The sequence below is a fragment of the Rhizobium sp. BK377 genome (genome assembly GCF_014193935.1).
In the GTDB taxonomy this organism is placed as follows: Bacteria; Pseudomonadota; Alphaproteobacteria; order Rhizobiales; family Rhizobiaceae; genus Rhizobium.
In genome coordinates this window covers 401,466-426,277 of record NZ_JACIAC010000001.1, presented here as the reverse complement: position 1 = coordinate 426,277, position 24,812 = coordinate 401,466, and the positions used below count along the sequence as shown (strand labels likewise).

Below are 24,812 nucleotides of genomic sequence, written 5' to 3'. Positions count from 1 at the left end.
AGTTACCATGGTCGTTTACGCTTGCGGCAGTTCGTATTGGAGTAACAAGTATGTCCCGCGTAGCGAGTGATCAGGATGTGGACATCGACCTCGGCCAGCTTGCGCGCGCGGTCTGGGCCCGCCGACTGAGAATATTGACGATCACCGCATTGGGTGCGGCTGTCGCTTTTGCCGGCGCCAAGATAGTTTCGCCGCAATATCGCAGCGAGACGCGCCTCCTCATCGAGCCGCGCGCTCCCGCATTCGCCAGTACACAAACGAACGACGCCAGTGCCGGACCACTGCTCGACGAGTTGAATATCTCGAGCCAGGTGCAGATTCTGCAGTCGGCGGACCTCATCAAGCAGGTCATCAACAATCTGAAGCTCTATAATCTGCCGGAATTCGATGCCGCGGCAAACGGCTCCGCGCTCGGCGATATTCTCGTGGCGCTGCACCTGAAGAAAAACCCGCTGGAAAATCCGCCGGAAGAGCGTGTCATCGACGCCTTTACGCAGCGCCTGCAAGTCTATCAGGTGCCAGGCTCGCGCGTCATCGGCATCACCTTCACCTCCAAGGACCCGAAGCTTGCGGCAAGCATTCCGAACGCCATGGCGCAGGTCTATCTGACAATCCAGAGCGGCGCCAAGCTCGCTTCCAACACGGAGGCCACCCGCTGGCTCGAGCCGGAGATCGACAGCCTGCGCCAGAAGGTGAGCGAGGCCGAGAAGAAGGTCGCCGATTACCGCACCACCCACGGCCTGCTACAGACCAACGGCACCACGACCTTTACCGCCCAACAACTCAACGACATCTCCGTCGAGCTGACCCGCGTGCGCACCGACAGGGCGAATGCCGAGGCGAGGGCGCAGGCCGTGCGCAATGCGCTGTCTTCAGGCGAAGCCTCCGATACGCTTGGTGATATTATGTCGTCGCAGTCGATCCAGCGGCTGAAGGCAACCGAATCCGGCCTGCAGTCGCAGATATCGGACCTGCAGACGAGCCTGCTCAACAATCATCCGCGGCTGAAGAGCCTGCGTGCCCAGCTTGCCGACATCCGCACGCAGATCCGGCAGGAAACGCAGAAGATCCTCGCCAGCATCGAGAACGAAACGAAGGTCGCCGATCTGCGCGCCAAGGAACTGGAGCAGCAATCCGATACGCTGCAAGCCAACAGCGCCAGGGCGGGCGAGGACGCAGTGGGTCTCAATGCACTGGAGCGTGAGGCGAATGCCCAGCGCCAGCTGCTCGAAACCTATCTCGTTCGTTACCGCGAAGCTGCTTCCCGTGCCGATCGCAATTCCAGCCCGGCGGACGCGCGCATTGTTTCGAAGGCGATCGAGCAGGTCGATCCTTATTTCCCGAAAGTCGTGCCGATCGTCGTGGTCGCTGCCGTCGCGACGCTCGTCCTGAGCGCGATCGTCATCATGCTCTCCGAACTCTTCAGCGGTCGTGCGCTGCGCCCTGTCGGGGCCACCAATGTCGAGGCCACGAATATAGAGGAGATGGTCGAGGAGGAAGGGCAGGGCGAAGCAGCGCCCGCTCCCGCTTCGAAACTCGCCAAGCCGAGCATGCTGACCGCCGTCGTGGATGATGAGGAGGAGTCGAAGGTCGAGCGGGCAGAGGAAGCGCCTGCCGACGACAACGAATTCTCCGTTTCGTCCGTCGCGAGCTATCTGACCGACTGCCGCGCCCCGCTTGCCGTCTCCATATCTCCAAGTGGTGACAACGGCTCGGCCGCAACCGTTGCCCTGGCGCGTGTGCTCGCCGATACCGGACGCCGCGTGATCCTGATCGACATGACCGGCAGCGGTTATCCGAGCGAACTGATGGCGGAGAATCCCGAAGCGCTGGGCGTTACCGATCTTCTCTGCGGCGAGGCAGCCTTCGGCGAGACGATCCATGGCGACCGGATGTCCGATGCGCATGTGATCCCGCAAGGTGTGAGCGATGTGCGCCGCGCCATGCGGGGCGTCGACAGGCTTTCGCTGCTGCTCGATGCGCTGACTTCGGCCTATGATATTGTCATTGTCGAATGCGGTGCGGCCGATGTCGCCGGGGTTTCGCGGCTGACGCGCAGCAAGGAAATCGAGATCGTCCTGTCGCTCCCCGAAATCGATGAGGCTGCTTTCGTTGGTCTGATGCAGGATTTCCAGAGCGCCGGCTACGAACGCGTCGTCCTGATGTCGGGCGGCGAGGAGGCTGTCATGCGCAGCCCCGCACGTCACGCCGCCTGATCTTTAAATCTTTGTTTTACGCATGTCATTGTCGCAAAACCGCTGCACACTTTTGCGTGACATGCTTACCCGACCTTCGCCCGGATGTTCTGGGCGAATTTGTAAAGACCGGGGCGGGCCTTGATGAAGGCCTTGCCACGGGTGATCGCCCGGTGCAGCGTGCCGGCTGAGATGCCGATGCCGGAGATCGGCAGAACCACATCGTGATGGTCGGTTTCGACCGGTGCCCAGGAGCGCTTGTAGGTCTGATCGCCGAGGCCGAAATCGAAGAGTGCCACTCCCTTGCCGTGCAGGCTCGATATCATTTGCCAGAAGAGGAATTCGCCGGGGCTCATATCGACAGCCAGATCCTCGTCGATCGCGCCGAACTGGCAGATGACATGATCGCCCTTGCGGGAAATTCCCGACAGCGCGGCAATGCGTCCCTCATAATCGCCCTTCAGGCGCAGGGCGCGCATCTGCAGGCCGAAATAATCACCATTTCGCTTGTCGACCAGGCCGTGCAGGAAGGCCTTGGTTTGCGTGTCAGCAAAGACGTCGGGCAGACCGAGTGAGGCGAAGCGGGCGCTTTTCAGGCGGAAGAACGTGTCGAGCAGTTCGTGTTGCTCCGAAGACGCTTCCGGCACGATATAGTCGAAGCCGCCGATCGTCTCCAGCCGCCGGCTCTGCGCGCGGAATTTCTTGCGCCGGCTCTTGGCGTTCAACTGTTGCAGCGTCTTGTCGAACGTATCGAGGAGCGGCAGCTGATAGGCGTGGTTCTGGTTCTGCACCGTCGGCAGGCCGGCAAGGATGTTGCGGCGGCTACGCCATTCCAGTGGAATATTCTGTAAAAGAAGCAGGTCGGCCTTGCCGGCGAGTGCGGTACGAAGACGAGCGGCAAGCTGGTGCCCGTCCAGCGAGCCGCTGTCTTCGGCAAAGGCGTCAGAGACGAGGCCGGTGTTGATGTTGCTATGATCGGCGCCGATGAATTTGGCGATCCGCATGCCGTGGAACCTTACGATCTCTACCGGCAGGATGAAGGCGGTATGAGTTCCGCACCTGCCGCGCAGGATGGCGAGCGGCCGGCGGAAGGCTGTCACCCAGGCCGTGCACCAGTCGTAGCTCTGATGCAACGAGGAAATATTGTCGCGTTCCAGCATGCGCCATTCTGCCTCGAGAGGCTCCATCGCATCGAAAAGCTCGATCTCGAGTTCGGCCATGGCGAGTTTCACGCTCAGCTGTCGCAGCCGCGAAATGTCGGCTTCGGCTTGCGCTGCAGCGTTGAACGATTGCTCAGGAATATCGTGCCTCTGCGTCTGCACGGAGCTTCTCCAGTCAGGAAGTTTCTGAAGGGGAAGCTAGAGCGCCAAAGACATATAATTGGTTTAACTGCAGCCGGCGGTTGGGGTTTTCCGCAGATCAGGGTTATTCTGCCGTTAATCGACTATTGCTGCTTAGGACCTGCCATCCACTTGATGATGACCATGGCCGGCAGCACCCAGAGCAGGCCGGTCAGTGCGAAGTAAAGCAGATGCCCCCACCAAGGCGCGTTGCCGAGTGTAGCGACTGCGATGGTATTCGCCACAATCGCATAGAAAAGCACGAGGATGATGATCAGGATCGTGCCAATGAATTTGCGAAGGCGGATGGGCATCGTATAGCTTTCGAACGAATGGGATTGAACCGGCGCGACGGCATGCCGCAAAGGTTCGGGGGTTGTTTTGCATCAGCCGGTGGGGCAAATCAACTGCCGGATAAAAGGAGAGATCATGGCCGTCGCGAACCTCAGCCCGGAGCAGGCGATCCGCACTGAAGTGCGCAGGCAGGACAACAATCGCCGCGCCGTTCGCATCTGGCTGGGCTTCGTGCTCTTGGCGCTCTTCTGTCTGGTGCTTGTGGGGGGTGCTACGCGGCTCACCAATTCCGGCCTATCCATCACCGAATGGAAGCCGATCCATGGCGTCATCCCGCCGCTGAATGCTGCCGAATGGCAAGAGGAATTCAAGCTCTACCAGCGCATTCCCGAGTTCCAGCAGCTGAACAGCGACATGACGGTCGATCAATTCAAGAACATCTTTTGGTGGGAGTGGGCGCACCGGCTGATCGCACGCGGCATCGGCGTGATCTTCGCGCTGCCGCTCATCTTTTTCTGGGTGACGGGCAGGATCGAGAAACGCCTGCGCTGGCCGCTTACAGGCATCCTGGCGCTCGGCGGCCTGCAGGGCTTCATCGGCTGGTGGATGGTCTCCTCCGGCCTTTCTATGCGCACGGATGTCAGCCAGTACCGGCTTGCCACCCATCTCGTCATGGCCTGCCTGATCTTCGCCTCCTGCATGTGGATCATGCGCGGGCTCTCACCGCATTCCGGCGATCTGGCCCCGACAAAGAATTCCCACCGCTGGGCGGCGGCGATCGCCATCTTCTCGCTCTTCCAGATCTACCTCGGCGCACTGGTCGCCGGCCTCGATGCCGGCTTCACCTACAATACCTGGCCGCTGATGGACGGCGCCGTCGTGCCCGGCGATCTCTTCATTCAACAGCCCTTCTGGATCAATCTCTTCGAAAACCCGAAGACGGTGCAGTTCATCCATCGCCTCGGCGCCTACACGCTCTTTGCACTGGCGCTCATGAACATGGTAATCGCACTGCGCGCCGCATCTTCGACCACTCATGCACGCCGGGCCGTGGTGCTCTTCGCGCTCGTCACGATCCAGGCGGCAATTGGCATCACCACGCTCCTGCTCGAGGTGCCGCTGCACTGGGGCCTGCTGCATCAGGCAGGTGCGTTGGTGGTGTTCGGTTTCGCCGTCGCCAACTGGCGCGGCTATTACGGCGAATATCCCCGTGCCACTATTATCGCCGAGCGCGATTGAGTAGGGCAGCGGCGTCCTTCTACCCCGACTCGCGGAAGAGTGAATGGGATCAATGCGATAAGCCCTCGCATGGATTTGCCGTGACATGCTAGATTGCCAGCGTGGCGGGCGATCCTATGAAGGGGGATGTTCACATGAAAGGATTTCGCGCATTCGTGATGGCCGGCGCTCTGATCACGCTTTCCGCGATCGCTTCGGGCTGCACATCAACGGGGAGCTACGACTATGGTGAGGATACCTCCCTGAACCCGGCTTGCGCCGGTGGTTTCCGTCCCAGTGATAATCGGCCCTGCTCTTATTGAGCCAATATGGCTCACCAGGTTCCGGCAAAGGCCGAGGCTGCCAGCAATAGCCCGGTCAGGATGTTTGCCAGGAACAGGCGGTAATTCACTTCCGGTCGTGCAAGGTCTATCCGCCAGGTCTGCCAGATAAGGTGCGCGACGATGACTAGCATTCCGAACGCATAGGGCAGGGACATGCCCGACAGCCAGCCTCCGAGCGACCATGCGGCGATCGTCAAAGCGTAGAACAGGCCAATCATGAGCTTCCCATGCCGGCCGAACAGGATCGCGGTCGATTTCAGGCCAAGGCTTCTGTCGTCTTTCACGTCGACATAGGCATAGACTGTATCGTAGCCAATCTGCCACGCGATAGCTCCAGCCCACATAAGCACGGCTCCGGCAGGAATGTGGCCGCCAATTTCGGCCCAGGCCATGAGCATGCCCCAGTTGAACGCTGCGCCAAGCACTGCTTGCGGCCAATGAGTGAAGCGCTTGCAGAGCGGGTAGACGAAGACAAGCGGCAGAACGAATAGGGCAACCAGCCGCGTATAGGGTGTCAGAAACAAGAGAAGAGACGCCGCCAGGGTGAGCTCGATGGCCAAAAAGGTCATTGCCTGACCCACGCCGATCTGGCCGCTCGCCAGAGGCCGAAAACGGGTTCGCTCGACATGGCCGTCAAATTTCCGGTCGGCGATATCGTTGATCGTGGAGCCGGCGCTTCGCATCAGCAGGGCGCCGAGCGTGAAGACGGCGAGCTGCCGGATATCGGGCAGGCCATGTGCGGCCTGAAACAGCGCCGCCCAGCATGGAAACTGCGTCAGCCATATTCCGACCGGACGATCGAGCCGCGCGAGCCTCGTATAAGGTCGCCATGGGCCCGGCAACAGCCGGTCCACCCAGTCACCCTGATGAATATCGCTCAAATCCGGGCGGTCTAATGTGCTCATGGCGTGATCCGCTTGTTTTCGAAAATTTTCAATGAAAGCAATTATTTCGCAGAGTAGAGGTTTTCGCAGCCGCTGCAATGGTCGTCCCTGCGGCTGACGGAGCCGATTAGCCTGCGTGAGAGAGGATGTTCAGCAGCTTGCCGGTGGGGTCGCGAATAAAGAAGCGTCGCACCCCCCAGGGCTCGTCGGCCGGCCCGTAGACGATCTGGTGTCCGCCCGTCATAGCGCGCTGATGGACCTCGTCCACATCGTCGACCTCGATCGAAATGTGGGGCACTGCGGTTCCCGATCCGCCCTCCGTCGCGATTCCGATCTGGGCGATTGCTCGCCTGTCGGATGCAAGAGTGACGATCCAGCCATGATCCATTACGATGTCGAGATCGAACAGCTCGGCATAGAAGTTGCGCACCTCTTCAATGGAAGCGGCGGCGATATTCGGGACGATGCGCAATACTGTCATGGATGTTCCTCCCTGGAAAAGAATAAGACTTGGTCGATCTGCGGAACAGTTCAGGCCCTGTCTGGGGAACTGTTCCGCATGTCGTAGTTCATCTGACCTCAGATGCTCGCCTGCAGTCCATAGAGGCTGGCATAGATACCGCCACTCTCCATCAGCTTGTCATGATTGCCTTCTTCGACGATACCGTCGCCAGTAAGCACCAGAATACGGTCGGCGTGTCGGATCGTTGAAAGGCGATGCGCGATGACGAGTGTCGTTCGCCCCTTGGCAAGCGTCAGGAATGCCTGCTGCACGGCGCGCTCGCTTTCATTGTCGAGCGCGCTCGTCGCCTCATCGAAGATGAGGATGGCAGGGTTCTTGAGGAAGGCGCGAGCGATCGTCAGCCGCTGGCGCTGCCCGCCCGACAGCTTTACGCCGCGTTGGCCGATATCGGTCTGGTAGCCCTGCGGCAATGCCATGATGAAATCATGGGCATGGGCTGCGCGGGCGGCGGCTTCCACCTCTTCGTCTGTCGCATCCGGTCGGCCGTAGCGCAGGTTGTCCGCCACGGTCCCGGCGAAGAGATAGACATCCTGCTGCACCACGCCGAGGTGCCGGCGCAGCGAGGCGAGCGTCACGTCGCGGATATCGGTGCCATCGATTTCGATCGAACCGCCGGTGACGTCATAGAAGCGGGGAAGCAGCGCGCAGAGCGTGCTTTTGCCCACACCGGACGGGCCGACGAGCGCGACGAATTCACCAGGCCGGATCGTCAGCGACAGATTGCTGAGCACCTCCGCCCCGTCCTCATAACTGAAATCGACGTTCGAAAGCCGGATCTCTCCTTTCGGGTTACTCATTAGCCGGGCCGAGGGACGATCCACCACGTCAGGATCGATTTCCAGGATCTCCATCGCCCGCACGAAACCCGTATAGCCTTCCTGCCAAAGCCGGGCGAGATTGGCCATACGCTTGACTGGATCGACGAGGACCCCGACGCAGAGCAGGAAGGTCAGGAGATCGGCAATGGTGAGCTCCGCAGCAAGGATACGCAACCCGCCGAGGATGACGACCAGAAGCGTGATGATCTGGGCGAAAGTCTCGGCGCCGGCGGAGAACCAGGCTTCGCTGCGGTAGCCATCAGCGCGGCTCCGAAGGAAACGCCTGTTCAGGACAGCAAAGCGCTTCCGCTCCAGATCCTCGTTGGCGAACGACTGGACGACACGGATGCCGGCCAAAGCATCCTCGACCCTTTCGTTGACGGCAGCGATCTCCTGTTTGCTCGCTTCGAGGGCGCGACTCATGCGCCGGTTGAAATGCAGCGCATAAGCCACGGCAAAAGGTGTTAGCAGGAGGATCAGAAGGGCAAGCTGCGGATCGATGAAGAACAGGACTGCCATCGCCCCGCTATATTTGAGAACGGCGATCAGCAGGTCTTCCGGCCCATGGTGGAAAAGTTCGCCGAGCCAGAAGGAATCGCCGACGATACGGCTCATCAACTGGCCGGTGCGGTGCCGGTCGTAGAAGCCGAAGGAGAGCTTCTGGCAATGATCGAACAGTTCCTGTCGGATATGCGCCTCGATATGCGCGCCCATCATGTGGCCGCGATAATCGACGAAGAAGATGGCCGCGGTCTCGATCGCCACGATGGCTAGCATGACGCCGCCCATGCCGAGGATCTGCCAATAAGCCGAAGCCGTATCGGTGAGCGCTATGAGATGACTTATGATGATGTTGGCGCAGAGAGGCAAGGCTACCGCGGCGGCGGCGACGACGATGGCGCAGGCAATATCGGCCATAAGCAGCGGGAGATGCGGCCGGAAATAGGACAAGAATTTGCGCAGGCGCAATTGGCGCCTTTTGTAGGATTGCGATGCTGTTGGGGTGCTACGGTTAAGATGCGGCGGGTTTTTCCTCGCGCGTGAAAGCAAACTGGACATGAACACGAATATCCTGAGTGTTGATCTTGTTTTTCTGGTTGCTCAGGATCGTTTTCATCAGTGCCTCCCATCGGCGTGGAACAGGGGCTGTGCCTTTCAAGCAGCACGGCCTTGCTGGTAGCATGCCGCTTTTACCGCAAAACGCCGCGAAAGGCGATAGTCTTTTGCTATGACGTATGATGGCGATAGGCTCAGGTCTGGTCTTCGGAGCATTCCCCTTACGGATCCGGCCCGCTGATTTCCTCCTGCAAGCGCTCGAAAGCCGTCGGAAACAACGTGGCGGGCGGGCTGTAGGGATTGGAGAAGGCGTAAATGAAGAAGAGGATGATGCCGGTAAAGATGCCGAAGATCGATAGCAGCAGCAGGTTTCGGCTGTCGGGTGCGTAAGGGTAGTAGCCGATGGCGGTGAAGATCACACCCGAAACCGCGGCAAACCAGAAGATCAGGCTGATAGAGTCGGTGCCGCTGTTTTCCCGCCGGTCACGGGATTCCGAGATCATATGGATTTCCTCGAGCATGTGGCTGCGCAGACTCTCCTGCTTGGCGTTGACGGGAGCCAGTTCGAGAATTTTCAGATAAGCGATGTTCCATTGATCCCAGGCCGCCGAAGAGAGCTCGCCGGTGCGCCCGAGCTCGTTCCATTCCTGCTCGATGACGATGCGGACATAGTCTTTCAGCGCCTTCTGGATTGGCGCCTGCGCTTCCGGCCCATAGCGCTCGGCATCATAGAAGACATCGCCGACCGCATTGCTTTCCACTGCGCTTTCCGTCCGCAGCGCCTGGTATTCGATCATCTCCTGCGCGAAAACGAGGGCAAGAATGAGGGCATGCAGGCTGGCGATGCGGGTAATGACTGAACTCGCCAGCTCCCTGTCGCGCCCGCCCGGGTCACCGCCCATGAGCAGATACATGAAGTAATAGGCCGCAAGCACTGTTGCGGTCGTGCCTCCAATAATGGCAATGCCGATCAGAACCGACGCCATTTGTCTCCCCTCGGAAGGGAGTGTACGGCTTTCACAACAGGCGGGCAATCGTATCGGGGTTAGCGAAGAACACTGTTGAAGACAGGCATGCCGCAAGACATCAGGCAATTGCCGGGCGTTACACGCCCAGCATCAAATCCATGTTCTGCACAGCGGCACCCGAGGCGCCCTTGCCGAGATTGTCGTAGACGGCGACAAGCAGCGCCTGCGCGATGTCGTCATTGGCAAAAACGTGCAGGCGCATGCGATTGGTATTGTTGTAGATTTCCGGGTTGAGTTCCGGCGTGCGCTCCGACGCCTCCAAGGGGGCGACCTCCACGAAACCCTTGATGCCGGCATAATAGTCGGCGATAGCGGCATGCAGGTCAGCACCTTTCGGCACTTTGGGCAGATGCGACAGCTGCAGCGGAACGGTGACCACCATGCCCTGCGCGAAATTGCCGACGACCGGCTGAAAGAACGGTACGCGTCCGAGCTTGGCATAGCGTTGCAGTTCGGGAAGGTGCTTGTGCTTGAAGCTCAGGCCATAGGGCATGTATTCGGGCGCATCCTCGCCCTTGGCGACGTAATCCTCGATCATCGTACGGCCGCCGCCAGTATAACCGGAAATGCCGTTGACCGTGACCGGAAAATCGGCCGGTATGAGGCCGGCTTCGATCAGCGGGCGCAGCGTGGCGATCGGACCCTGCGGCCAGCAGCCGGGATTGGCGACACGCTTGGCCGAGGCGATGATAGCAGCCTGCTCCTTGCTCATTTCCGGGAAGCCATAGGCCCAGCCTTCGGCGACGCGATGCGCGGTCGAAGCGTCGATCACCTTCGTCCGGTCGTTCTCGATCAGGCTGACGCTTTCCTTGGCGGCGTCGTCAGGCAGGCAGAGGATGGCAATATCGGCCTCGTTGAGCAAGGCAGCACGCACCGCCTTGTCCTTGCGGCTTTCGGTCGGGATCGACAGCAGCTCAAGATCGCGGCGCTCCGCCAGACGCTCGCGGATCTGCAGACCCGTCGTTCCAGCCTCGCCATCGATGAAGATCTTTGCTGCCATGATTATCCTGCACTTTCAGTGGGTTCGGATTGTTTCCGGAATCAATTTGCCATGAAGTTGAATCAATTTGATAACAGCGGTTATCCCACCGTCGCGCGCCGTTCGGCGTGGAGGCCCAGCATATACATTGCGACCGTCGCCCCTGCAATGGCGGTGATATCGGCATGGTCATAGGGCGGAGAGACTTCGACGACGTCGGCGCCGCGGATATCGAGCTGTTTCAGCCGCTGCAGCACGGAGAGGATCTTCGCGCTGGACGGGCCGCCGGCAACAGGCGTGCCGGTGCCGGGCGCAAAGGCCGGGTCCAGGCAGTCGATATCGAAGGTTAGATAGGCGGGCGAACCCTTCGTGTGCGAGATGATCATCGACGCGATATCCGATGCGCTCATCTCTTCAACTTGATGGCCGTAAACCAGGTGGATGCCGAAATCTTCTGGCGCATGCGTACGAATGCCGATCTGGATCGAGCGGTCAGGATCGATGAGGCCGGCGCGGGCCGCACGGGCGACGAAGGAGCCGTGGTCGATACGGCGCTCGTCGTCCAGCCACGTGTCCTGATGCGCGTCGAACTGCACGAGCGCCAGCGGGCCGTGGCGATCGACATGCGCCTTCAGCAGCGGCCAGGTGACGTAATGATCGCCGCCGAGGGTGAGCAGGAAGGCGCCGCTGTCGAGAATGGCGCTCGCCTGCCGCTCTATGGCTGCAGGCGTATCCTGATGATTGCCGTAGTCGAGCAGGCAGTCGCCGTAGTCGATGACGGCCATTTCGGCGAAGAGATCGCGCTGAAACGGATATTGCGGATCGTTGTCGAAGATCGCCGACGCCCGGCGGATCGCCTGCGGCCCGAAACGCGTGCCCGGCCGGTTGGAGGTTGCGGCATCGAAGGGAATGCCCCAGACGACGGCATCGGCCCCTGCCACATCCTTGGTGAAGCGACGGCGCATGAAGGAAAGCGCGCCGGCAAAGGTCGGATCGGAAGCGGCCGATGTCAGGCTCTGCGCCGTGAAGGCATGGTCGATCGTCTTATTCGCCATGGGAGGCTCCTTCCTCTGCGATAAATTCGTAAGCGCGTTCTACCCGCGCAATGCGAACCTTATATTGCTTGTACCAGCGCTCACGACCGAGGCGCTGGGCGGCGAGGTGGCTCGCGACCTGCTTCCAGGCCTTCAGGCTTTCCTCGTCAGCCCAGTAGGAATTGGTGATGCCGAAGCCATCGGCATCCCGCGCGCTTTCGGCCCCCAGACAGCCCGGCTGCTGCAGCGCGAGCTCGGCCATCCGGTCTGCCATTGCGCCATAGCCATTATCGCCCTCGGTACGAACGGACGAGAAGGTCACGACGTAATAGGGTGGCTCGGGAGTGGCGGCGAAAGGTGAGGGTTTGGCAGAGGGCATAGTCGGATTCCTTGTCTCTGCAGGAAGGGGTAGGCAAGCTTCCTGCAGATTTCAAGGAATCACATTTCAAGCCGGGCAGCGGATCTTCTCCGCCGCCTTTTGGCATCAGCCGCGAGCGCGGATGCGCCATAGAACAAACAGGGTGATAATACCCATTACCGTGCAATAGCCGGCGAGTGGCCATGCGGTATTCCCATCCAACAGCAGCACGAAGAGCGTGCCGATGCAGCCGACGATCAGGCTCTCGACACAGAAGTAGAGTGCGACTGCCGTTCCGGCTGTTTGGCCAAAGGCCGCCAGCGCCCCGTTTGCCGTGACTGCAGTCGTCAGCACGATGCCGACGGCGATCACCCACATCGGCAGGACGAAGCTGGCGAACGAGGGGGCAAGCAGCACCTCGCCGAGGCCGAGGAGCAACGCGCCGACAAGAAGCAGGCCCATACCGTGGGCAAGGCTGCCGGCCATTCCCCATCGCGCGACGAAGCGGCCGGCAAAGCGTGCGGATAGGATCATCACCGCTGCCGCCGTGGCGAAGGAAAGGCTGAATGCGAGACCGGAAAAGCCGGCATGGTCGATCAGCACGCGAGGTGCAGTGGAAAAGAACACGAAGAAGGCGCCCATCGCTGCGCTGAAGCCCGTCGTGTAGGTCCAGAAATGCGCATTCGTCAGGATTGAACGGATGCTGATCGTTGCCGCGACTGATGCCGCAGGCATCGTTTCGTGCCAACCCTTCAGGGCATTGAAGATGGCCGCAAGCATCAGTCCGCCGAGCAGCAGGAAGATGGCGCGCCACCCGGCATGATCGGCAATCACGGCGCCGGCGATCGGTCCGAGCGCCGGCACGAAGGAGAGGATCGCGCCAAGCAGGCTGTAGATGACGGCGCCTTCCGGCCTCGCTGCGTAGACATCGCGCACGGTTGCGAAGGTCGCCACGAGTGCCGCTGACGCGCCGGCCGCCTGAAGCAGACGCAGCATGACGAACAATGCGGCTGATGAAGTGCCTGCAAGCAGCAGCGAAGAGGCTGCAAACAGTAGTGCGCCGCCAAGCAGCACCGGACGGCGGCCGATCCGGTCCGATAGGGGGCCGAAGAGCATCTGTCCGGCGCCGAGAATCAGCATGTAGAGGCTGAGCGTCAGTTGAACGACTGTCGCCGATGTGCCGAGTGCTTCAGGCATGGTCGGGACGACAGGAAGATAGATGTCCATGGCAAGCGAGGCCAGGATATCGAAGGGTGCCAGAAGCAGCAGTGCTGCCGGCAGGGAGCAAGTCCAGTTCCTGTTTTGGGAAGGCATAGCTATTCATCCGCTCGAATGAGTTCATCCGGCGGCGATCTGCCTTCTCATCGCAGTCTGGATCGGTCGGACAGATGCCGCAACAACATCAAAAGGTTGCTGCGGCCTATCTGTCTGCGGACGGGGTGGCTCCCATGTCAGGTCCTGTCTTGTCCGGTTTGAAGCCCGATGTGGCTTTAGCAGCCAGCGGTACCGGCGACAATAGGTGAGTGTGGCGCGTTGACTTCGCAAACTGCTTCCAAGAAGCTACGCCGACTAAACCAGAAGGAGCCACGGGCAATGTTCGACCACATTTCAATCGGGGTAAAAAGCCTCGATAGATCGCGCCAGTTCTACGATGCGGCACTGGCGGCGCTCGGCTATGAACGGCTGTCGAATTTCGACGGAACGATGGGATACGGCACCGAGAGGCCTGCCTTCTGGGTGAGTGAAGTGGAGCGCCCAGTGCCGGCCGATCGCGGCTCGGGGCTGCATTTCTGCTTCGTCGCCACGAGTGAGGAGGCCGTCAACGCCTTCTATGCCGCAGCACTTGCAAATGGTGGCGAGGACAATGGCCCACCGGGTATCCGCCTGGACTATAGCCAGTTCTATTATGCCGCCTTCATCATCGATCCTGATGGATATCGGCTGGAAGCCTTCTTCAACAAGCCGGAATAAAGAAAAGGCCGGGCGAAACCCCGGCCTTTCCATGAAAGCATGTCCGAAAGCGATTAACGCTTCGAGAACTGGAACGAACGACGGGCCTTGGCCTTACCGTACTTCTTACGTTCAACGACGCGGCTGTCGCGGGTCAGGAAGCCACCCTTCTTCAGGACCGAGCGCAGGCCCGGTTCGAAGTAGGTGAGGGCCTTGGACAGACCGTGGCGAACGGCACCGGCTTGGCCGGAGAGGCCGCCGCCGGCAACGGTTGCGACGATGTCGAACTGGCCGTCACGGGCAGCAGCTACGATCGGCTGGCGCAGGATCATCTGCAGAACCGGACGAGCGAAGTACTCTGCGAATTCCTTGCCGTTGACGATGATCTTGCCGGAGCCCGGCTTGACCCAGACGCGGGCAACGGCGTTCTTGCGCTTGCCGGTTGCGTAGGAGCGGCCAAGCGAGTCGACCTTGCGGACGTGAGCCGGAGCAGCAGCTGCTACTTCAGACGACGTGCCGAGATCCTTCAGGGAGGAGAGGTCAGCCATTTATCAGGCGCTCCTTACGTTCTTCTTGTTCAGCGTTGCGACGTCGAGGACGGTCGGCTGCTGTGCTTCGTGGGGATGGTTCGGGCCGGCGTAAACGCGCAGGTTCTTCATCTGGCGACGACCGAGCGGGCCGCGCGGAACCATGCGCTCAACAGCCTTCTCGAGAACGCGCTCCGGGAAGCGGCCTTCGATGATCTGGCGAGCGGTACGCTCCTTGATGCCGCCGGCATAACCGGTATGCCAGTAGTAAACCTTGTCGGAATACTTCTTGCCGGTGAAAACGACCTTTTCAGCGTTGATGACGATAACATTGTCGCCGTCGTCAACGTGAGGCGTGAAAGTTGCCTTGTGCTTGCCACGCAGACGCATAGCGATAACGGAAGCGAGACGGCCAACGACCAGCCCTTCGGCGTCGATGACGACCCACTTCTTCTCCACCTCTGCAGGCTTCTGGGAGAAGGTTGCCATAGTAGTTACTCTCTTTTGGATCCCCATGCCCGAGGGCGAGGGGCGTTTCTTGTTGCTTGGTTGGATGACTGTAAAGACGCCCAAAAAGAAAACAGCCCCGAGAGGCTGCATTTCCGGCGCGGCTTATAGCGGCAATCGATTAGCCGGTCAATACAAGCCATTCTGGCTTCCGGAAAAATAGCTTAGGAAAAACAATACGTTAAATATGGGGTATAGAGATACCTCACTTTATTGCGTCCAGAAACAGGAAGTTTCGCATCCGAGAAACCATGTATTGTCGTATTCGGCTCGAAATCGCCCCACCCTTGTGGCACAAGGACGGATGCAGACAGCACAGGAACATGCCATGGCCGAGATCGTATCCTTCCGCAAGGACAACAACAATTCGGGCGAGGGCGCCCTCGTGCTTCGCCAGCTTTCCGGCGGCATATTGCGCCTGACGCTCAACAATCCACCGGCCAATGCTCTCTCTATATCAGTCATGGAAACGTTGATGGGCGAGTTGCAGGGTGCTGCAGATGACCAGGACGTACGCATCGTCGTCATCGCCTCGACCGGCAATGTCTTTTCCGCCGGTCATGACCTGAAGGAATTGACTTCGCACCGCGCCGACGAGGACGACGGCGTCGCCTTCTTCGAAGAAACCTTTGCGCTGGCCGCGGATCTGATGCTCGAGATCAGTCGTTTGCCGAAGCCGGTCATCGCCGAGATCGACGGGCTCGCGACGGCAGCAGGCTGCCAGCTCGTCGCAAGCTGCGATCTTGCGATCTGTACAGATACGTCCACCTTCTGCACGCCAGGCGTCAATATCGGGCTTTTCTGCTCGACGCCGGCTGTCGCCGTTTCGCGCGCCGCCCACCGCAAGCAGGCGATGGAGATGTTGCTGACCGGCGAGACGATCGATGCCTCAACAGCAAAGGATTTCGGTCTGGTCAACCGTATCGTGCCGAGGCAGTACCTGACCCAGGTGGTCAGCAAATACGCTTCCGTCATTGCCTCAAAATCGCCGGAGGCCCTGAGGATCGGCAAGGAATCCTTTTATACGCAGCTCGAAATGCCCATAGCTGAGGCCTATGACTATGCCGCAAGCGTGATGGTCGACAGCATGCTGACCGGCGATGCGCAAGAGGGCATCGGCGCCTTTCTCGCAAAGCGCACGCCCGAATGGAAGGGCGAGTGATCAAGCAAGCTTCAGGATCAGCCCGCCAAGCGCGATGACGATGCCGGCGAGGTAACGCCAGACGCTGGCCTTTTCCTTCAGGACCGTGACCGAGATGACGAGTGCAAACAGGATGGCGGTTTCCCGCAGCGCCGCCACTGTTGCGACCGGCGCCTTTGTCATGGCCCAGAGCGCCAGCCCGTAAGAAGCGATCGAGCCCGCGCCACCAATCAATCCGCGCCACCAGTTGCGCCTGATGTGAGTGGCGACAGTCACCAGACCGCGCTGCGACAGCGCCCAGGTAAAGAGCAGGACCGGCGGCAGAAGCGACATCCACAGCGTATAGGAGACCGCGTTGCCGGAAAGCCGGGCGCCGATGCCGTCCACATAGGTATAGGTGGCGATGACGCAGGCGTTGATGAGCGCCAGCATGATCGCATGGCGGCTGCCGTGGCGCGCTTCGAAGGCGAGCGTGAAGATGCCGATGCAGATCGTCAAGGTTCCGGCAAGCGCTCCACCCGTCAGTTGCTCTCTCAGGATGAAGCCGCTGGTGGCGACGATGAGCAGGGGTGCGCCGCCGCGCATCAACGGATAGACCAAGCCGATATCGCCGGCTCTATAGGCGGCGGCAACCAGCTGGAAATAGGCAAATTGCAGGATTGCGGAAGCGCCAATGAAGGGCCAGGCCTGCGGCTGCGGCAGTGGAAGCAAAGGTAGGAAAGGCAGCGAGGCGACCGCGCCGCCTGCAGAGATCAGTGCCGCGTCGAGCGACTTGTCCTTGCCGGCTTTGACGATGGCATTCCATGTCGCATGCAGAAGAGCACCGAAAAGGACGAGAAGAATAACGTCGAGGGGCAAGGTGGACGGTCCGGGCGCAGTGCAACAAAATACAGGGAAACACCACAGCTTTCCCGCTTGGACCTGCCCTGAAATAACAACCTGGATTTGCGTTATTTAAGTTGAAGGGTGTATTCCGCGCGGTCCAGTTTTCAATAGCATGGATTGTTCAGATGAACAATTGCCCAACACTGAAGCAATTTTTACGTGCGCTCGAAATGCGTTCAATTACCGTCATCCGACTCAACTATGAGATGCTTCTAATGGACACGTGAACATATCGTGATCAGATTATGTATGAAAGGTGAAATCCTTCTTTGGAAGGAGGGTGTCGACAATCCTATGATGCTGAAATATAGACATTATTCTATAACTTTGAAATGATTATAAATTAGCAACCAAAGGATGTTGCGACTACGATTTGTAGCCTCAGATTGACGCCCAGGTCGTCTCGCAGGTGCGAAAGAACCAATAATATTCACAGTTCCGAATGAATGCCGAGTTAGAGACTATAGTGTGGAATGAGTAGCATCCCGTCCAGGTTGTCTATATTCTGGCAGTTCAGCACCCGGCACCTGGGATTGTCCTTGGAGGGAATGCTCGTCCATTCCGCATAATCGGTCGCGTCGCAATAGTTGCTGTTGCGGACATAGCGGTCGTAGAGAGGAAGGCCGCGCGGTGAGGTGTAGCGAAAGATGACGGCGCCTTCATTGTGGATCGCCGCCCGCACGCTCTGGCAGCTCATGGCAAGCGGATTGTAGCGCGAGATCGCAAGCGCCGGCGAGGCGGTCAGCACGAGCGCGAGAGCAAGGGCGATTTTTTTCATGGCACGATTTCTCCCTGATATTTTCCGGCACCTATATATACGCTCAAACAGACCAACGGTTTCAATGAACCCCGACTCTGAAATCCGCCCCAGGTGACACCAGACTGGAGACCCCTGACATGAACCATTATGTCTACTCTGACGACTATCTCTCCGGCATTTTGAAATTCGTGAAAACCATCGCGCTAACGGGGGCTTCGCCCAATCCGGCCCGGCCGAGCAATGGTGTCATGGGTTATCTCCTGTCGCGCGGCTACAAGGTCATTCCCGTCAATCCGGGGCAGGCGGGCAAGCAGATCCACGGGCAGACCGTTTATGCCCGTCTTGCCGACATTCCCGAACCCGTCGACATGGTCGATGTCTTCCGCGCATCCGAATACCTTGATGGCGTGGTGGACGAAGCACTTGCACTCGATCCCCGCCCGCAGGTCGTGTGGGCCCAGCTTGGCGTGAGCGATGATGCGGCCGCCGCCAAGGCCGAAGCCGGCGGTATCAAGGTCGTCATGAACCGCTGTCCGGCAATCGAGTATCCGCGCCTTTTCGGCTGACGCCATCAGGTAGGACGGATTTTCCTCGGAACGTGCTGCGGTTGAAAAAGATCGCGGTTAACTTTCGCAGTCGAGTGGCTATGATCGCGCCCGTCAACAATTGCACGGGAGGACGAAATGGCCAAAAACGATCCGGGATTCAATACGCTGGCGATCCATGCGGGTGCGCAGCCCGATCCGGCGACCGGCGCGCGGATAACACCGATCTACCAGACAACGGCCTTCGTCTTTAACGATTCCGACCATGCCGCAGCCCTCTTCGGCCTGCAGCAATTCGGCAATATCTACACCCGTATCATGAACCCGACGCAGGCGGTTCTGGAAGAGCGCGTCGCAGCCCTTGAAGGCGGCACGGCAGCGCTCGCGGTCGCCTCCGGCCATGCGGCGCAGATGATCGTCTTCCATACGCTGATGCGCCCGGGCGAGAATTTCGTCGCCGCTCGCCGTCTCTATGGTGGCTCGATCAACCAGTTCGGCCACGCCTTCGAGAATTTCGGCTGGCAGGTGCGCTGGGCTGACCCTGATAATCCCGGTGATTTCGAGAGCAGGATCGACGACAAGACCCGGGCGATCTTCATTGAGAGCCTTGCCAATCCAGGCGGCACATTCGTCGATATCGCCGCGATCGCCGAAATCGCCCATCGTCACGACCTGCCGCTGATCGTCGACAACACCATGGCGACGCCGTATCTCATCCGGCCAATCGAGCACGGTGCGGATATTGTCGTGCATTCGCTGACCAAGTTCCTCGGCGGCCACGGCAATTCCATGGGCGGCATCATCGTCGATGGCGGCACCTTCGACTGGTCGAAGACCGGTAACTATCCGATGCTTTCCAGCCCGCGGCCGGAATATAACGGCATCGTCCTGCACCAGACCTTCGGCAATTTCGCCTTCGCGATCGCTTGCCGTGTGCTCGGCCTGCGTGACCTCGGCCCCGCGATCTCGCCCTTCAATTCCTTCCTGATCCTGACCGGCATCGAGACGCTGCCGCTGCGCATGCAGCGCCACAGCGACAATGCGATTGATGTCGCCAAATGGCTGAAGGCCCATTCCAAGATCGCCTGGGTGAATTATGCCGGCTTGGAAGACGACCCGAACCACGCCCTGCAGCAGCGCTACTCACCGAAGGGTGCAGGCTCGGTCTTCACCTTCGGTGTCAAGGGCGGCTATGAGGCCGGCAAGGCGCTGGTCGAGGGCCTGGAACTCTTCTCACATCTCGCCAATATCGGCGATACGCGCTCCCTGGTGATCCATCCGGCCTCCACCACGCACCGACAGTTGACGGATGAGCAGAAGATCTCCGCAGGCGCCGGGCCGGACGTGGTGCGCCTTTCTGTCGGCATCGAGGATGTGAAAGACATCATTGCCGATCTCGAGCAGTCGCTATCGAAGATCTAAGCGTCCCTCGCAGCATCGCTTGTATTTTCGCAGGCTGGTTTGTCGGGATAGGCCCATGGGATCAGCGTCCGAGTGGAATAGACTCGGGCGCAGCTTTCATGCGATCGACGAAAATAGTGGACAAGAAAAACTCGAGATTGCCGGCCCTGTGGGCTTTTTTTCACAACAGGCGGCTACCACAGTGCCTGAATGGCGACGACGACGAGAAAAGCAACTATCACCGCGGAAGCAATCCGTAAGACCGTGCGATTAGCCTGGGCGAGGACCTGTGGCTTCGGGTCCCGCTTGGGATTGAATTTATGACGACGTTTCTGTGAGGCTCTCGCCTCGGACGATTTGTTTCCTGCTGCCATGGCTGTTTCGCTCGAGATGGTGGATTTCTGGAACGCCAATCTAGCATGAAAGCTTCCTGGGTGACCCATTGAACAGTTTTTCCGCTATTTGATAATTGAATTCGACCGCCTCAATCCGAACCTGGCTCTGATCGTCGCTGCAGGTGGACCAGAACTATCGCAAGACGGCGATAGACTTTGCTTGACTGGGCCATTTAGAGCCTGAAGCCAAACTGGTTCGGCGGCGAAAAGTCCTTTATCCCGACCCTTGGCCAATCGCATTTCCTGTCGAACTGGAGTTTAGAGACGGTGCGGTGGCAAGTCGGGTCTGTCCTGAACGCATAACCTGGAAGGGAGATGTAGCGACTTGCCGACATGCCGAACACAAGGTAAATCGTCAATGCGGCACAAAAAGGCTTCATAGATGCCTCCCTTGTAGTGTGAAGGGAGGCATCTTCACATAGGGCAACGCTCTCGGACATATATCAATTTGTGCTAATACGCATCTAGCCTGCATCGCGACGTTGAAATGGCTGTCTCTGTCTTCGCTGCGACGAAGGTACGAAGCCGACCCGCCCGGCACACGCCTGTTTAGGAATTTTTGATTGTCACGATGGTCGGCTAGTTTTTGACTCTGCCGATGTCGCTCTTTTTGTGCTTAATCTTTGCCGCGAAGGATACTGAGGAAAAGGGTGACCATGGCAAACGCGATCCCCTTCGATATTGACGACGTCGAACCGGAAGTCGGTGCTCCCGACGCCGAGCGCATCATTTCCGGCAATCCGCAATTCCGCACCTGGAATCTGGAGGAGGCCGAGGGCGGCCTCTATGCCGGCATCTGGGAGGCGACGCCTGGCAAGTGGCGCATCGTCTACGAGGAATGGGAATATTTCAGCCTGCTTTCCGGCCATTCGATCGTGACCGAGGATGGCGGTGAGCCGGTGCATCTAAGGGCAGGCGACCGGATGATCCTCAGACCAGGCTTCAGGGGAACCTGGGAAGTCGTTGAAACGACTCGCAAGGATTACGTGATCAAAATTTGAATATCGGCCGGATAGGGTGTTTTTGACTATCCTAATTAAGGATGCCTACATCATCAAATGATAGACCCTTATCTGCAGCGCATTGCGGACATGATGTCTTCTGCCGTCACCATAGACATGGCCTTGCAATTCATCTTTTCGGGATTGGCATGTCGTCGAACCTTGCGGGTAGGCACGTTCGCACCCAAACATCTTCCATCATTGCGACAACCGTTTGCTTCCTTGTCGTCGCTCTCGTGCTGACAGGCCTCATGGCTCATGTCGTGGTCAAGATGACCCGATCTGCAAACGAGATCGATGATGCCAGGGCCACGCGCGCCGCCCGTGCGGCAATTGCAGCCTTTGTCGGCCGCTTAAGCGCGACAACCACGGATAATGCCGTTTGGGACGATGCCTATAAAGCGATGTCATCCGCTGATGCCGCGGATTGGGCCTACGAGAATTGGGGTAAAACCAGCGCGGATTATCCGCTCTATGACGGAGCGGTCGTGATTGCCCCCGACCGCTCGTCGATCGTCTCCGCATATGCCAAAGGCAAACCCTTCCAACCGGGTGTTTTTTTCGGCGCCGCCTTTTACCGGCAAATCGACAAAGCTGCCGACTCCGGACAGGCGCCGGTCGTCAATTTCATAAAGACGGAAAAAGGCATCGCGCTGATCGTGTCGCAGGCAATCCAGCCTTTCACCGCCGAAGGCGAGCTTCCGAAGCTGAATGTGCTGAGCCTCTACAAGGAGCTCACGTCGGAAGTTCTCAATACTCTTTCGAACGAGCACGAACTCGAAGGGTTGCGCCTTGCGGCCGCGCCCGAGCCGGGCCTGCTGAGCACCCCGATCACGGACATCAAAGGGGGCATCATCGGCCATCTTGTCTGGCCCAGCAAAGCGCCCGGAAAAGCCGTGTTTGACCAGGTCTATCCTTACGTTGCTGCTGCCGTCATCATCCTTGTGATGTTCCTTGGGGGCGTACTGCTGGTGGGCGCATTCGAGGCCCGGCGCCTGCGTCAGCTGGCGCAGGCAGCGATTTTCGAAGCAAACCACGATAGCCTGAGTGGCCTGTTGAACAGGCATGGGCTTCTCGCACTGCTGGAAGAGTTGGACGGCGCTGATTTTTCGTCGCCCCGGCTCTATCTGGTCGATCTCGATGGGTTCAAGGCCGTCAACGACGCCTGGGGGCACGCCGTAGGGGATGATCTGATCCGGATCGTATCGAACGCCCTGATCGCCTGCCACCCGGAAGTCGTTGCGGCGGCCCGGCTGGGAGGCGACGAGTTCGCGCTGGTGCAGATTGGAACCGCCACGCGTGCAGAAATACAAGACACTATTCTGGCGCTGTTTGCCGAACCCTTCAAGATCGATGGTCGAACGATCGAAGTCGGGGCAAGCATTGGGGCGGCGGGACGTGAGGGAGACATACCGTCTTTGGAGCTTCTCCGCAGGGCAGACATGGCACTCTACCGCGCCAAGGCCAACGGCAGAGGCCGAGCGGTCGAATACGATCCGGAGCTGGATCGGGAACGCCTGAGAGTCGCCGAAATGGAAGCTCTGTTGAAGAGCGCCATCAGCAATGGTGCGATCGAAGCCTTTTTCCAGCCTCTTGTCTCTGCCACGACAGGTGCTGTCACTGGTCTTGAAGCACTTGCACGTTGGCGAGCTCCAACAGGAAACATCAGCCCGGAGATTTTCATCCCGCTTGCCGAAAGGTGCGGCCTCATTGATGCGCTCGGCGTTCATATGCTGAAAACATCGATCGAGCATGCCAGGAACTGGCCCGGTCTGGCATTGTCGGTGAATGTTTCGCCGGTCCAACTCTGCAATCCGGAATTCGCCGCCGTAGTGATTTCGCTACTGCAGGAACTCGATTTCGATCCGAAGCGCCTGACACTGGAGATCACCGAAGGCGTTCTCATGACAAATCCGGAACAGGCCCGCCGCTCGATAGATCATCTCAAACAGGTGGGTATAAAATTCGCCCTCGATGACTTTGGCTGCGGCTATGCGAGCATTGGTGCATTGCGGCAGTTCGGGTTCGATCGAATGAAGATAGACCGCTCGCTCGTGTCTGCTCTCGATCAAGCCTCGAATGGTGCCGATGTCCTCAGAGCAACCATCTCTCTGGCGACCGCTCTGCAAATTCCCGTTACCGCTGAAGGCATTGAGAATACGCGCCAGGCGGCGATCCTGCGAGAGGCCGGCTGCGATCAGCTGCAAGGTTATCTCATCGGAAAACCAATGTCGGCAGTCGACATATCCAGCAAGCTTCAAGAGCAAGCCGCGTGATGCCGCACGGATTGCGACTGCACGCTCTGTGGCGGTCGTCCTGTCTTTGAGCAGTGTGGTGGCCTACCAGACGAGATCCAGGCGATCGAGGCCGTGGAAATGATAGACATCCTTGACGACGGGTGTCCTCATAAGCTTGAGCCCCGGCAGCCGCTCGAACAGGATCGGCAGCACGACGTTGAGCTCCAGCCGCGCCAGCGGCGCGCCGATGCAAAAGTGGATGCCGGCGCCGAAAGAGAGGTTGGCCGCCTCGTTGCGGTCGGGCTTGAAGGTAAGGGGGTCGCGGAACTTGGCCGGATCGAGATTGGCGGCGGCCAGGATCATGCTCACCTTGTCGCCACGCTTGAACTCCACCCCATCGATCTCTGCGTGTTCGAGCGCCCAGCGCTGGAAGATATGGACGGGCGCGCAGATGCGCAGCGACTCCTCGACGGTGCGTTCGGTGGCGGCCTCGTCGCGGAAAAGCTCTGCCGGGTCGTAGCCGCTGTCCAGGATGATGCGCACCGAATTGCCGATCTGGTGGACCGTCGCTTCGTGGCCGGCATTGAGCAGCACGATGGTCGTCGAAACGAGCTCGTCTTCCGTTAGGTACTGGCCCTTGTGCTCGGTATGGATCATATGCGTCAGCAGGTCGTCACGCGGCTCGGCCCGGCGCTCGGAAATGACTGTCTTCACATAGTCGGAAAATTCTCGTGCCGCCTGTTCCGCAGCATCTTCGTCCGCGCGGGTGCGCCCGAACATATACATGCGCACATAGGCATGCGACCACTTGAGGAGCTGCGGCCCCATTTCTTCGGGGATGCCGATCATGCGGGCGATCATTGTCACGGGGATGACATCGGCAAAGGCCGAGAGCAGCTCGACCTCGCCTCTGTCGGCGAAGCCGTCGATCAGTCTGTGGGCGAGCTCTTCGATTTTCGGCTTCATCCTCTCGACATGGCGCGAGACGAAGGCGCGGTTGACGAGCGTGCGCAGTCGCGTGTGTTCTGGCGGCTCGAGCTCCAGCAGCGAATAGCGCTCGGCGAGATCGAAGGCGGCGATGTGCGGCTCCGGCTCGGGGAGGCCGAGCTCCTCGCGGCTGGCAATATGCAGGATCTGCCGGCCGAAGCGGCGGTCACGCAGCAGCCCGTTCACATGATCGTAGTTGGTCACGAACCACTGCTTCTGCTCCTCCCAATAGAAGGTGGGGCAATGGGCATGGAGCGCGGCATAGACCGCGTTTGGATTGCCGTAGAAGGCAGGGTCGTTGCCATCGAGCGACACATGGCGGGTGGCTGGATCGATCTTGAGGAAGGGCGGTATCATCATGGCCAGAGGCTTAGCGGATTTGCCACGCCTCGAAAAGACGGACGC

23 protein-coding genes are annotated in these 24,812 nt (G+C 59.4%); 8 read left to right on the top strand and 15 right to left on the bottom strand.

Annotated features, from left to right (window positions below):
• The first annotated feature begins 50 nt into the window (after window positions 1–50).
• Window positions 51–2,216: a GumC family protein gene (locus FHT92_RS02115; RefSeq protein ID WP_183822203.1), complete on the top strand. Its 2,166-nt coding sequence runs from the start codon at window positions 51–53 to the stop codon at window positions 2,214–2,216.
• A gap of 65 nt (window positions 2,217–2,281) precedes the next feature.
• Here FHT92_RS02115 and FHT92_RS02110 read toward each other — a convergent pair whose 3' ends face one another.
• On the bottom strand, window positions 2,282–3,517 hold the full coding sequence (locus FHT92_RS02110) for a GNAT family N-acetyltransferase (protein ID WP_183822201.1): 1,236 nt from the start codon (window positions 3,515–3,517) through the stop codon (window positions 2,282–2,284).
• A 122-nt stretch (window positions 3,518–3,639) separates the two neighbouring features.
• Window positions 3,640–3,849, bottom strand: a complete 210-nt coding sequence (locus tag FHT92_RS02105) for a DUF2842 domain-containing protein (RefSeq protein WP_029616260.1) — start codon at window positions 3,847–3,849, stop codon at window positions 3,640–3,642.
• A 115-nt stretch (window positions 3,850–3,964) separates the two neighbouring features.
• On the opposite strand from FHT92_RS02105, the gene FHT92_RS02100 reads away from it, so the two are divergent.
• Complete coding sequence (locus tag FHT92_RS02100) at window positions 3,965–5,068, top strand: COX15/CtaA family protein (RefSeq protein ID WP_183822199.1); 1,104 nt, start codon at window positions 3,965–3,967, stop codon at window positions 5,066–5,068.
• A gap of 313 nt (window positions 5,069–5,381) precedes the next feature.
• Here the strand turns inward: FHT92_RS02100 and ubiA are convergent, their stop codons facing one another.
• The 8 genes from ubiA to cml form a co-directional block, all read right to left on the bottom strand.
• On the bottom strand, window positions 5,382–6,296 hold the full coding sequence (gene ubiA, locus FHT92_RS02095) for a 4-hydroxybenzoate octaprenyltransferase (protein ID WP_183822197.1): 915 nt from the start codon (window positions 6,294–6,296) through the stop codon (window positions 5,382–5,384).
• A 106-nt stretch (window positions 6,297–6,402) separates the two neighbouring features.
• Window positions 6,403–6,756, bottom strand: a complete 354-nt coding sequence (locus FHT92_RS02090) for a VOC family protein (protein ID WP_183822195.1) — start codon at window positions 6,754–6,756, stop codon at window positions 6,403–6,405.
• Between the two features lie 98 nt (window positions 6,757–6,854).
• Entirely contained in the window at window positions 6,855–8,675 is a 1,821-nt protein-coding gene (locus FHT92_RS02085) for an ABC transporter ATP-binding protein (protein WP_183822193.1), read from the bottom strand.
• 218 nt (window positions 8,676–8,893) lie between these two features.
• Window positions 8,894–9,658: a hypothetical protein gene (locus tag FHT92_RS02080; protein WP_183743941.1), complete on the bottom strand. Its 765-nt coding sequence runs from the start codon at window positions 9,656–9,658 to the stop codon at window positions 8,894–8,896.
• A gap of 118 nt (window positions 9,659–9,776) precedes the next feature.
• Window positions 9,777–10,700: an N-acetyl-gamma-glutamyl-phosphate reductase gene (gene argC, locus FHT92_RS02075; protein WP_183822191.1), complete on the bottom strand. Its 924-nt coding sequence runs from the start codon at window positions 10,698–10,700 to the stop codon at window positions 9,777–9,779.
• 80 nt (window positions 10,701–10,780) lie between these two features.
• A complete protein-coding gene (gene speB, locus FHT92_RS02070; protein WP_183822189.1) occupies window positions 10,781–11,734 on the bottom strand; it encodes an agmatinase in 954 nt (317 codons plus the stop codon).
• Window positions 11,724–12,092 (bottom strand): antibiotic biosynthesis monooxygenase, encoded by a 369-nt coding sequence (locus FHT92_RS02065; protein ID WP_183822188.1) that lies wholly within the window; start codon window positions 12,090–12,092, stop codon window positions 11,724–11,726. The genes speB and FHT92_RS02065 overlap by 11 nt, the downstream gene beginning before the upstream one ends.
• 105 nt (window positions 12,093–12,197) lie before the next feature.
• Window positions 12,198–13,385, bottom strand: a complete 1,188-nt coding sequence (gene cml, locus FHT92_RS02060) for a CmlA/FloR family chloramphenicol efflux MFS transporter (protein ID WP_210278330.1) — start codon at window positions 13,383–13,385, stop codon at window positions 12,198–12,200.
• 279 nt (window positions 13,386–13,664) lie between these two features.
• Here cml and FHT92_RS02055 point away from each other — a divergent pair, with 279 nt between their 5' ends.
• Window positions 13,665–14,042: a VOC family protein gene (locus tag FHT92_RS02055; protein ID WP_183822186.1), complete on the top strand. Its 378-nt coding sequence runs from the start codon at window positions 13,665–13,667 to the stop codon at window positions 14,040–14,042.
• A 53-nt stretch (window positions 14,043–14,095) separates the two neighbouring features.
• On the opposite strand, the gene rpsI is transcribed toward FHT92_RS02055, so the two are convergent.
• Window positions 14,096–14,569, bottom strand: a complete 474-nt coding sequence (rpsI, locus tag FHT92_RS02050) for a 30S ribosomal protein S9 (RefSeq protein WP_007819867.1) — start codon at window positions 14,567–14,569, stop codon at window positions 14,096–14,098.
• A 3-nt stretch (window positions 14,570–14,572) separates the two neighbouring features.
• Window positions 14,573–15,037, bottom strand: a complete 465-nt coding sequence (rplM, locus tag FHT92_RS02045; RefSeq protein ID WP_113427559.1) for a 50S ribosomal protein L13 — start codon at window positions 15,035–15,037, stop codon at window positions 14,573–14,575.
• A 346-nt stretch (window positions 15,038–15,383) separates the two neighbouring features.
• Between rplM and FHT92_RS02040 the strand changes: the two genes are divergently transcribed.
• Window positions 15,384–16,217, top strand: coding sequence for an enoyl-CoA hydratase (locus FHT92_RS02040; RefSeq protein WP_183822183.1), 834 nt, complete (start codon window positions 15,384–15,386; stop codon window positions 16,215–16,217).
• Here the strand turns inward: FHT92_RS02040 and FHT92_RS02035 are convergent, their stop codons facing one another.
• Together FHT92_RS02035 and FHT92_RS02030 are read right to left on the bottom strand one after the other, a co-directional pair.
• Window positions 16,218–17,054 carry an EamA family transporter gene (locus tag FHT92_RS02035; protein ID WP_183822181.1) on the bottom strand — a complete coding sequence of 279 codons (837 nt, stop codon included), beginning with the start codon at window positions 17,052–17,054 and terminating at the stop codon, window positions 16,218–16,220.
• 481 nt (window positions 17,055–17,535) lie between these two features.
• Window positions 17,536–17,859, bottom strand: a complete 324-nt coding sequence (locus tag FHT92_RS02030; RefSeq protein ID WP_183743921.1) for a hypothetical protein — start codon at window positions 17,857–17,859, stop codon at window positions 17,536–17,538.
• Window positions 17,860–17,978: 119 nt separating this feature from the next.
• Here FHT92_RS02030 and FHT92_RS02025 point away from each other — a divergent pair, with 119 nt between their 5' ends.
• From FHT92_RS02025 to FHT92_RS02010, 4 genes are all read left to right on the top strand, one after another.
• Window positions 17,979–18,407 carry a CoA-binding protein gene (locus tag FHT92_RS02025; protein WP_183822179.1) on the top strand — a complete coding sequence of 143 codons (429 nt, stop codon included), beginning with the start codon at window positions 17,979–17,981 and terminating at the stop codon, window positions 18,405–18,407.
• Between the two features lie 117 nt (window positions 18,408–18,524).
• Window positions 18,525–19,808, top strand: a complete 1,284-nt coding sequence (locus FHT92_RS02020) for an O-acetylhomoserine aminocarboxypropyltransferase (protein WP_183822178.1) — start codon at window positions 18,525–18,527, stop codon at window positions 19,806–19,808.
• 1,030 nt (window positions 19,809–20,838) lie between these two features.
• Window positions 20,839–21,183 (top strand): cupin domain-containing protein, encoded by a 345-nt coding sequence (locus FHT92_RS02015; RefSeq protein ID WP_183743915.1) that lies wholly within the window; start codon window positions 20,839–20,841, stop codon window positions 21,181–21,183.
• 149 nt (window positions 21,184–21,332) lie between these two features.
• On the top strand, window positions 21,333–23,459 hold the full coding sequence (locus tag FHT92_RS02010) for a bifunctional diguanylate cyclase/phosphodiesterase (protein ID WP_183822176.1): 2,127 nt from the start codon (window positions 21,333–21,335) through the stop codon (window positions 23,457–23,459).
• Window positions 23,460–23,522: 63 nt separating this feature from the next.
• Here FHT92_RS02010 and FHT92_RS02005 read toward each other — a convergent pair whose 3' ends face one another.
• Window positions 23,523–24,767, bottom strand: coding sequence for a cytochrome P450 (locus tag FHT92_RS02005; protein ID WP_183822174.1), 1,245 nt, complete (start codon window positions 24,765–24,767; stop codon window positions 23,523–23,525).
• Window positions 24,768–24,812: the final 45 nt, after the last annotated feature.

Coding starts and splice junctions, on each gene's coding strand:
- FHT92_RS02115 (WP_183822203.1), top strand. CDS start 51: ATGTCCCGCGTAGCGAGTGATCAGGATGTGGACATCGACCTCGGCCAG.
- FHT92_RS02105 (WP_029616260.1), bottom strand. CDS start 3,849: ATGCCCATCCGCCTTCGCAAATTCATTGGCACGATCCTGATCATCATC.
- FHT92_RS02100 (WP_183822199.1), top strand. CDS start 3,965: ATGGCCGTCGCGAACCTCAGCCCGGAGCAGGCGATCCGCACTGAAGTG.
- ubiA (WP_183822197.1), bottom strand. CDS start 6,296: ATGAGCACATTAGACCGCCCGGATTTGAGCGATATTCATCAGGGTGAC.
- FHT92_RS02090 (WP_183822195.1), bottom strand. CDS start 6,756: ATGACAGTATTGCGCATCGTCCCGAATATCGCCGCCGCTTCCATTGAA.
- FHT92_RS02085 (WP_183822193.1), bottom strand. CDS start 8,675: ATGTCCAGTTTGCTTTCACGCGCGAGGAAAAACCCGCCGCATCTTAAC.
- FHT92_RS02080 (WP_183743941.1), bottom strand. CDS start 9,658: ATGGCGTCGGTTCTGATCGGCATTGCCATTATTGGAGGCACGACCGCA.
- argC (WP_183822191.1), bottom strand. CDS start 10,700: ATGGCAGCAAAGATCTTCATCGATGGCGAGGCTGGAACGACGGGTCTG.
- speB (WP_183822189.1), bottom strand. CDS start 11,734: ATGGCGAATAAGACGATCGACCATGCCTTCACGGCGCAGAGCCTGACA.
- FHT92_RS02065 (WP_183822188.1), bottom strand. CDS start 12,092: ATGCCCTCTGCCAAACCCTCACCTTTCGCCGCCACTCCCGAGCCACCC.
- cml (WP_210278330.1), bottom strand. CDS start 13,385: ATGCCTTCCCAAAACAGGAACTGGACTTGCTCCCTGCCGGCAGCACTG.
- FHT92_RS02055 (WP_183822186.1), top strand. CDS start 13,665: ATGTTCGACCACATTTCAATCGGGGTAAAAAGCCTCGATAGATCGCGC.
- rpsI (WP_007819867.1), bottom strand. CDS start 14,569: ATGGCTGACCTCTCCTCCCTGAAGGATCTCGGCACGTCGTCTGAAGTA.
- rplM (WP_113427559.1), bottom strand. CDS start 15,037: ATGGCAACCTTCTCCCAGAAGCCTGCAGAGGTGGAGAAGAAGTGGGTC.
- FHT92_RS02040 (WP_183822183.1), top strand. CDS start 15,384: ATGGCCGAGATCGTATCCTTCCGCAAGGACAACAACAATTCGGGCGAG.
- FHT92_RS02030 (WP_183743921.1), bottom strand. CDS start 17,859: ATGAAAAAAATCGCCCTTGCTCTCGCGCTCGTGCTGACCGCCTCGCCG.
- FHT92_RS02025 (WP_183822179.1), top strand. CDS start 17,979: ATGAACCATTATGTCTACTCTGACGACTATCTCTCCGGCATTTTGAAA.
- FHT92_RS02020 (WP_183822178.1), top strand. CDS start 18,525: ATGGCCAAAAACGATCCGGGATTCAATACGCTGGCGATCCATGCGGGT.
- FHT92_RS02015 (WP_183743915.1), top strand. CDS start 20,839: ATGGCAAACGCGATCCCCTTCGATATTGACGACGTCGAACCGGAAGTC.
- FHT92_RS02010 (WP_183822176.1), top strand. CDS start 21,333: ATGTCGTCGAACCTTGCGGGTAGGCACGTTCGCACCCAAACATCTTCC.
- FHT92_RS02005 (WP_183822174.1), bottom strand. CDS start 24,767: ATGATGATACCGCCCTTCCTCAAGATCGATCCAGCCACCCGCCATGTG.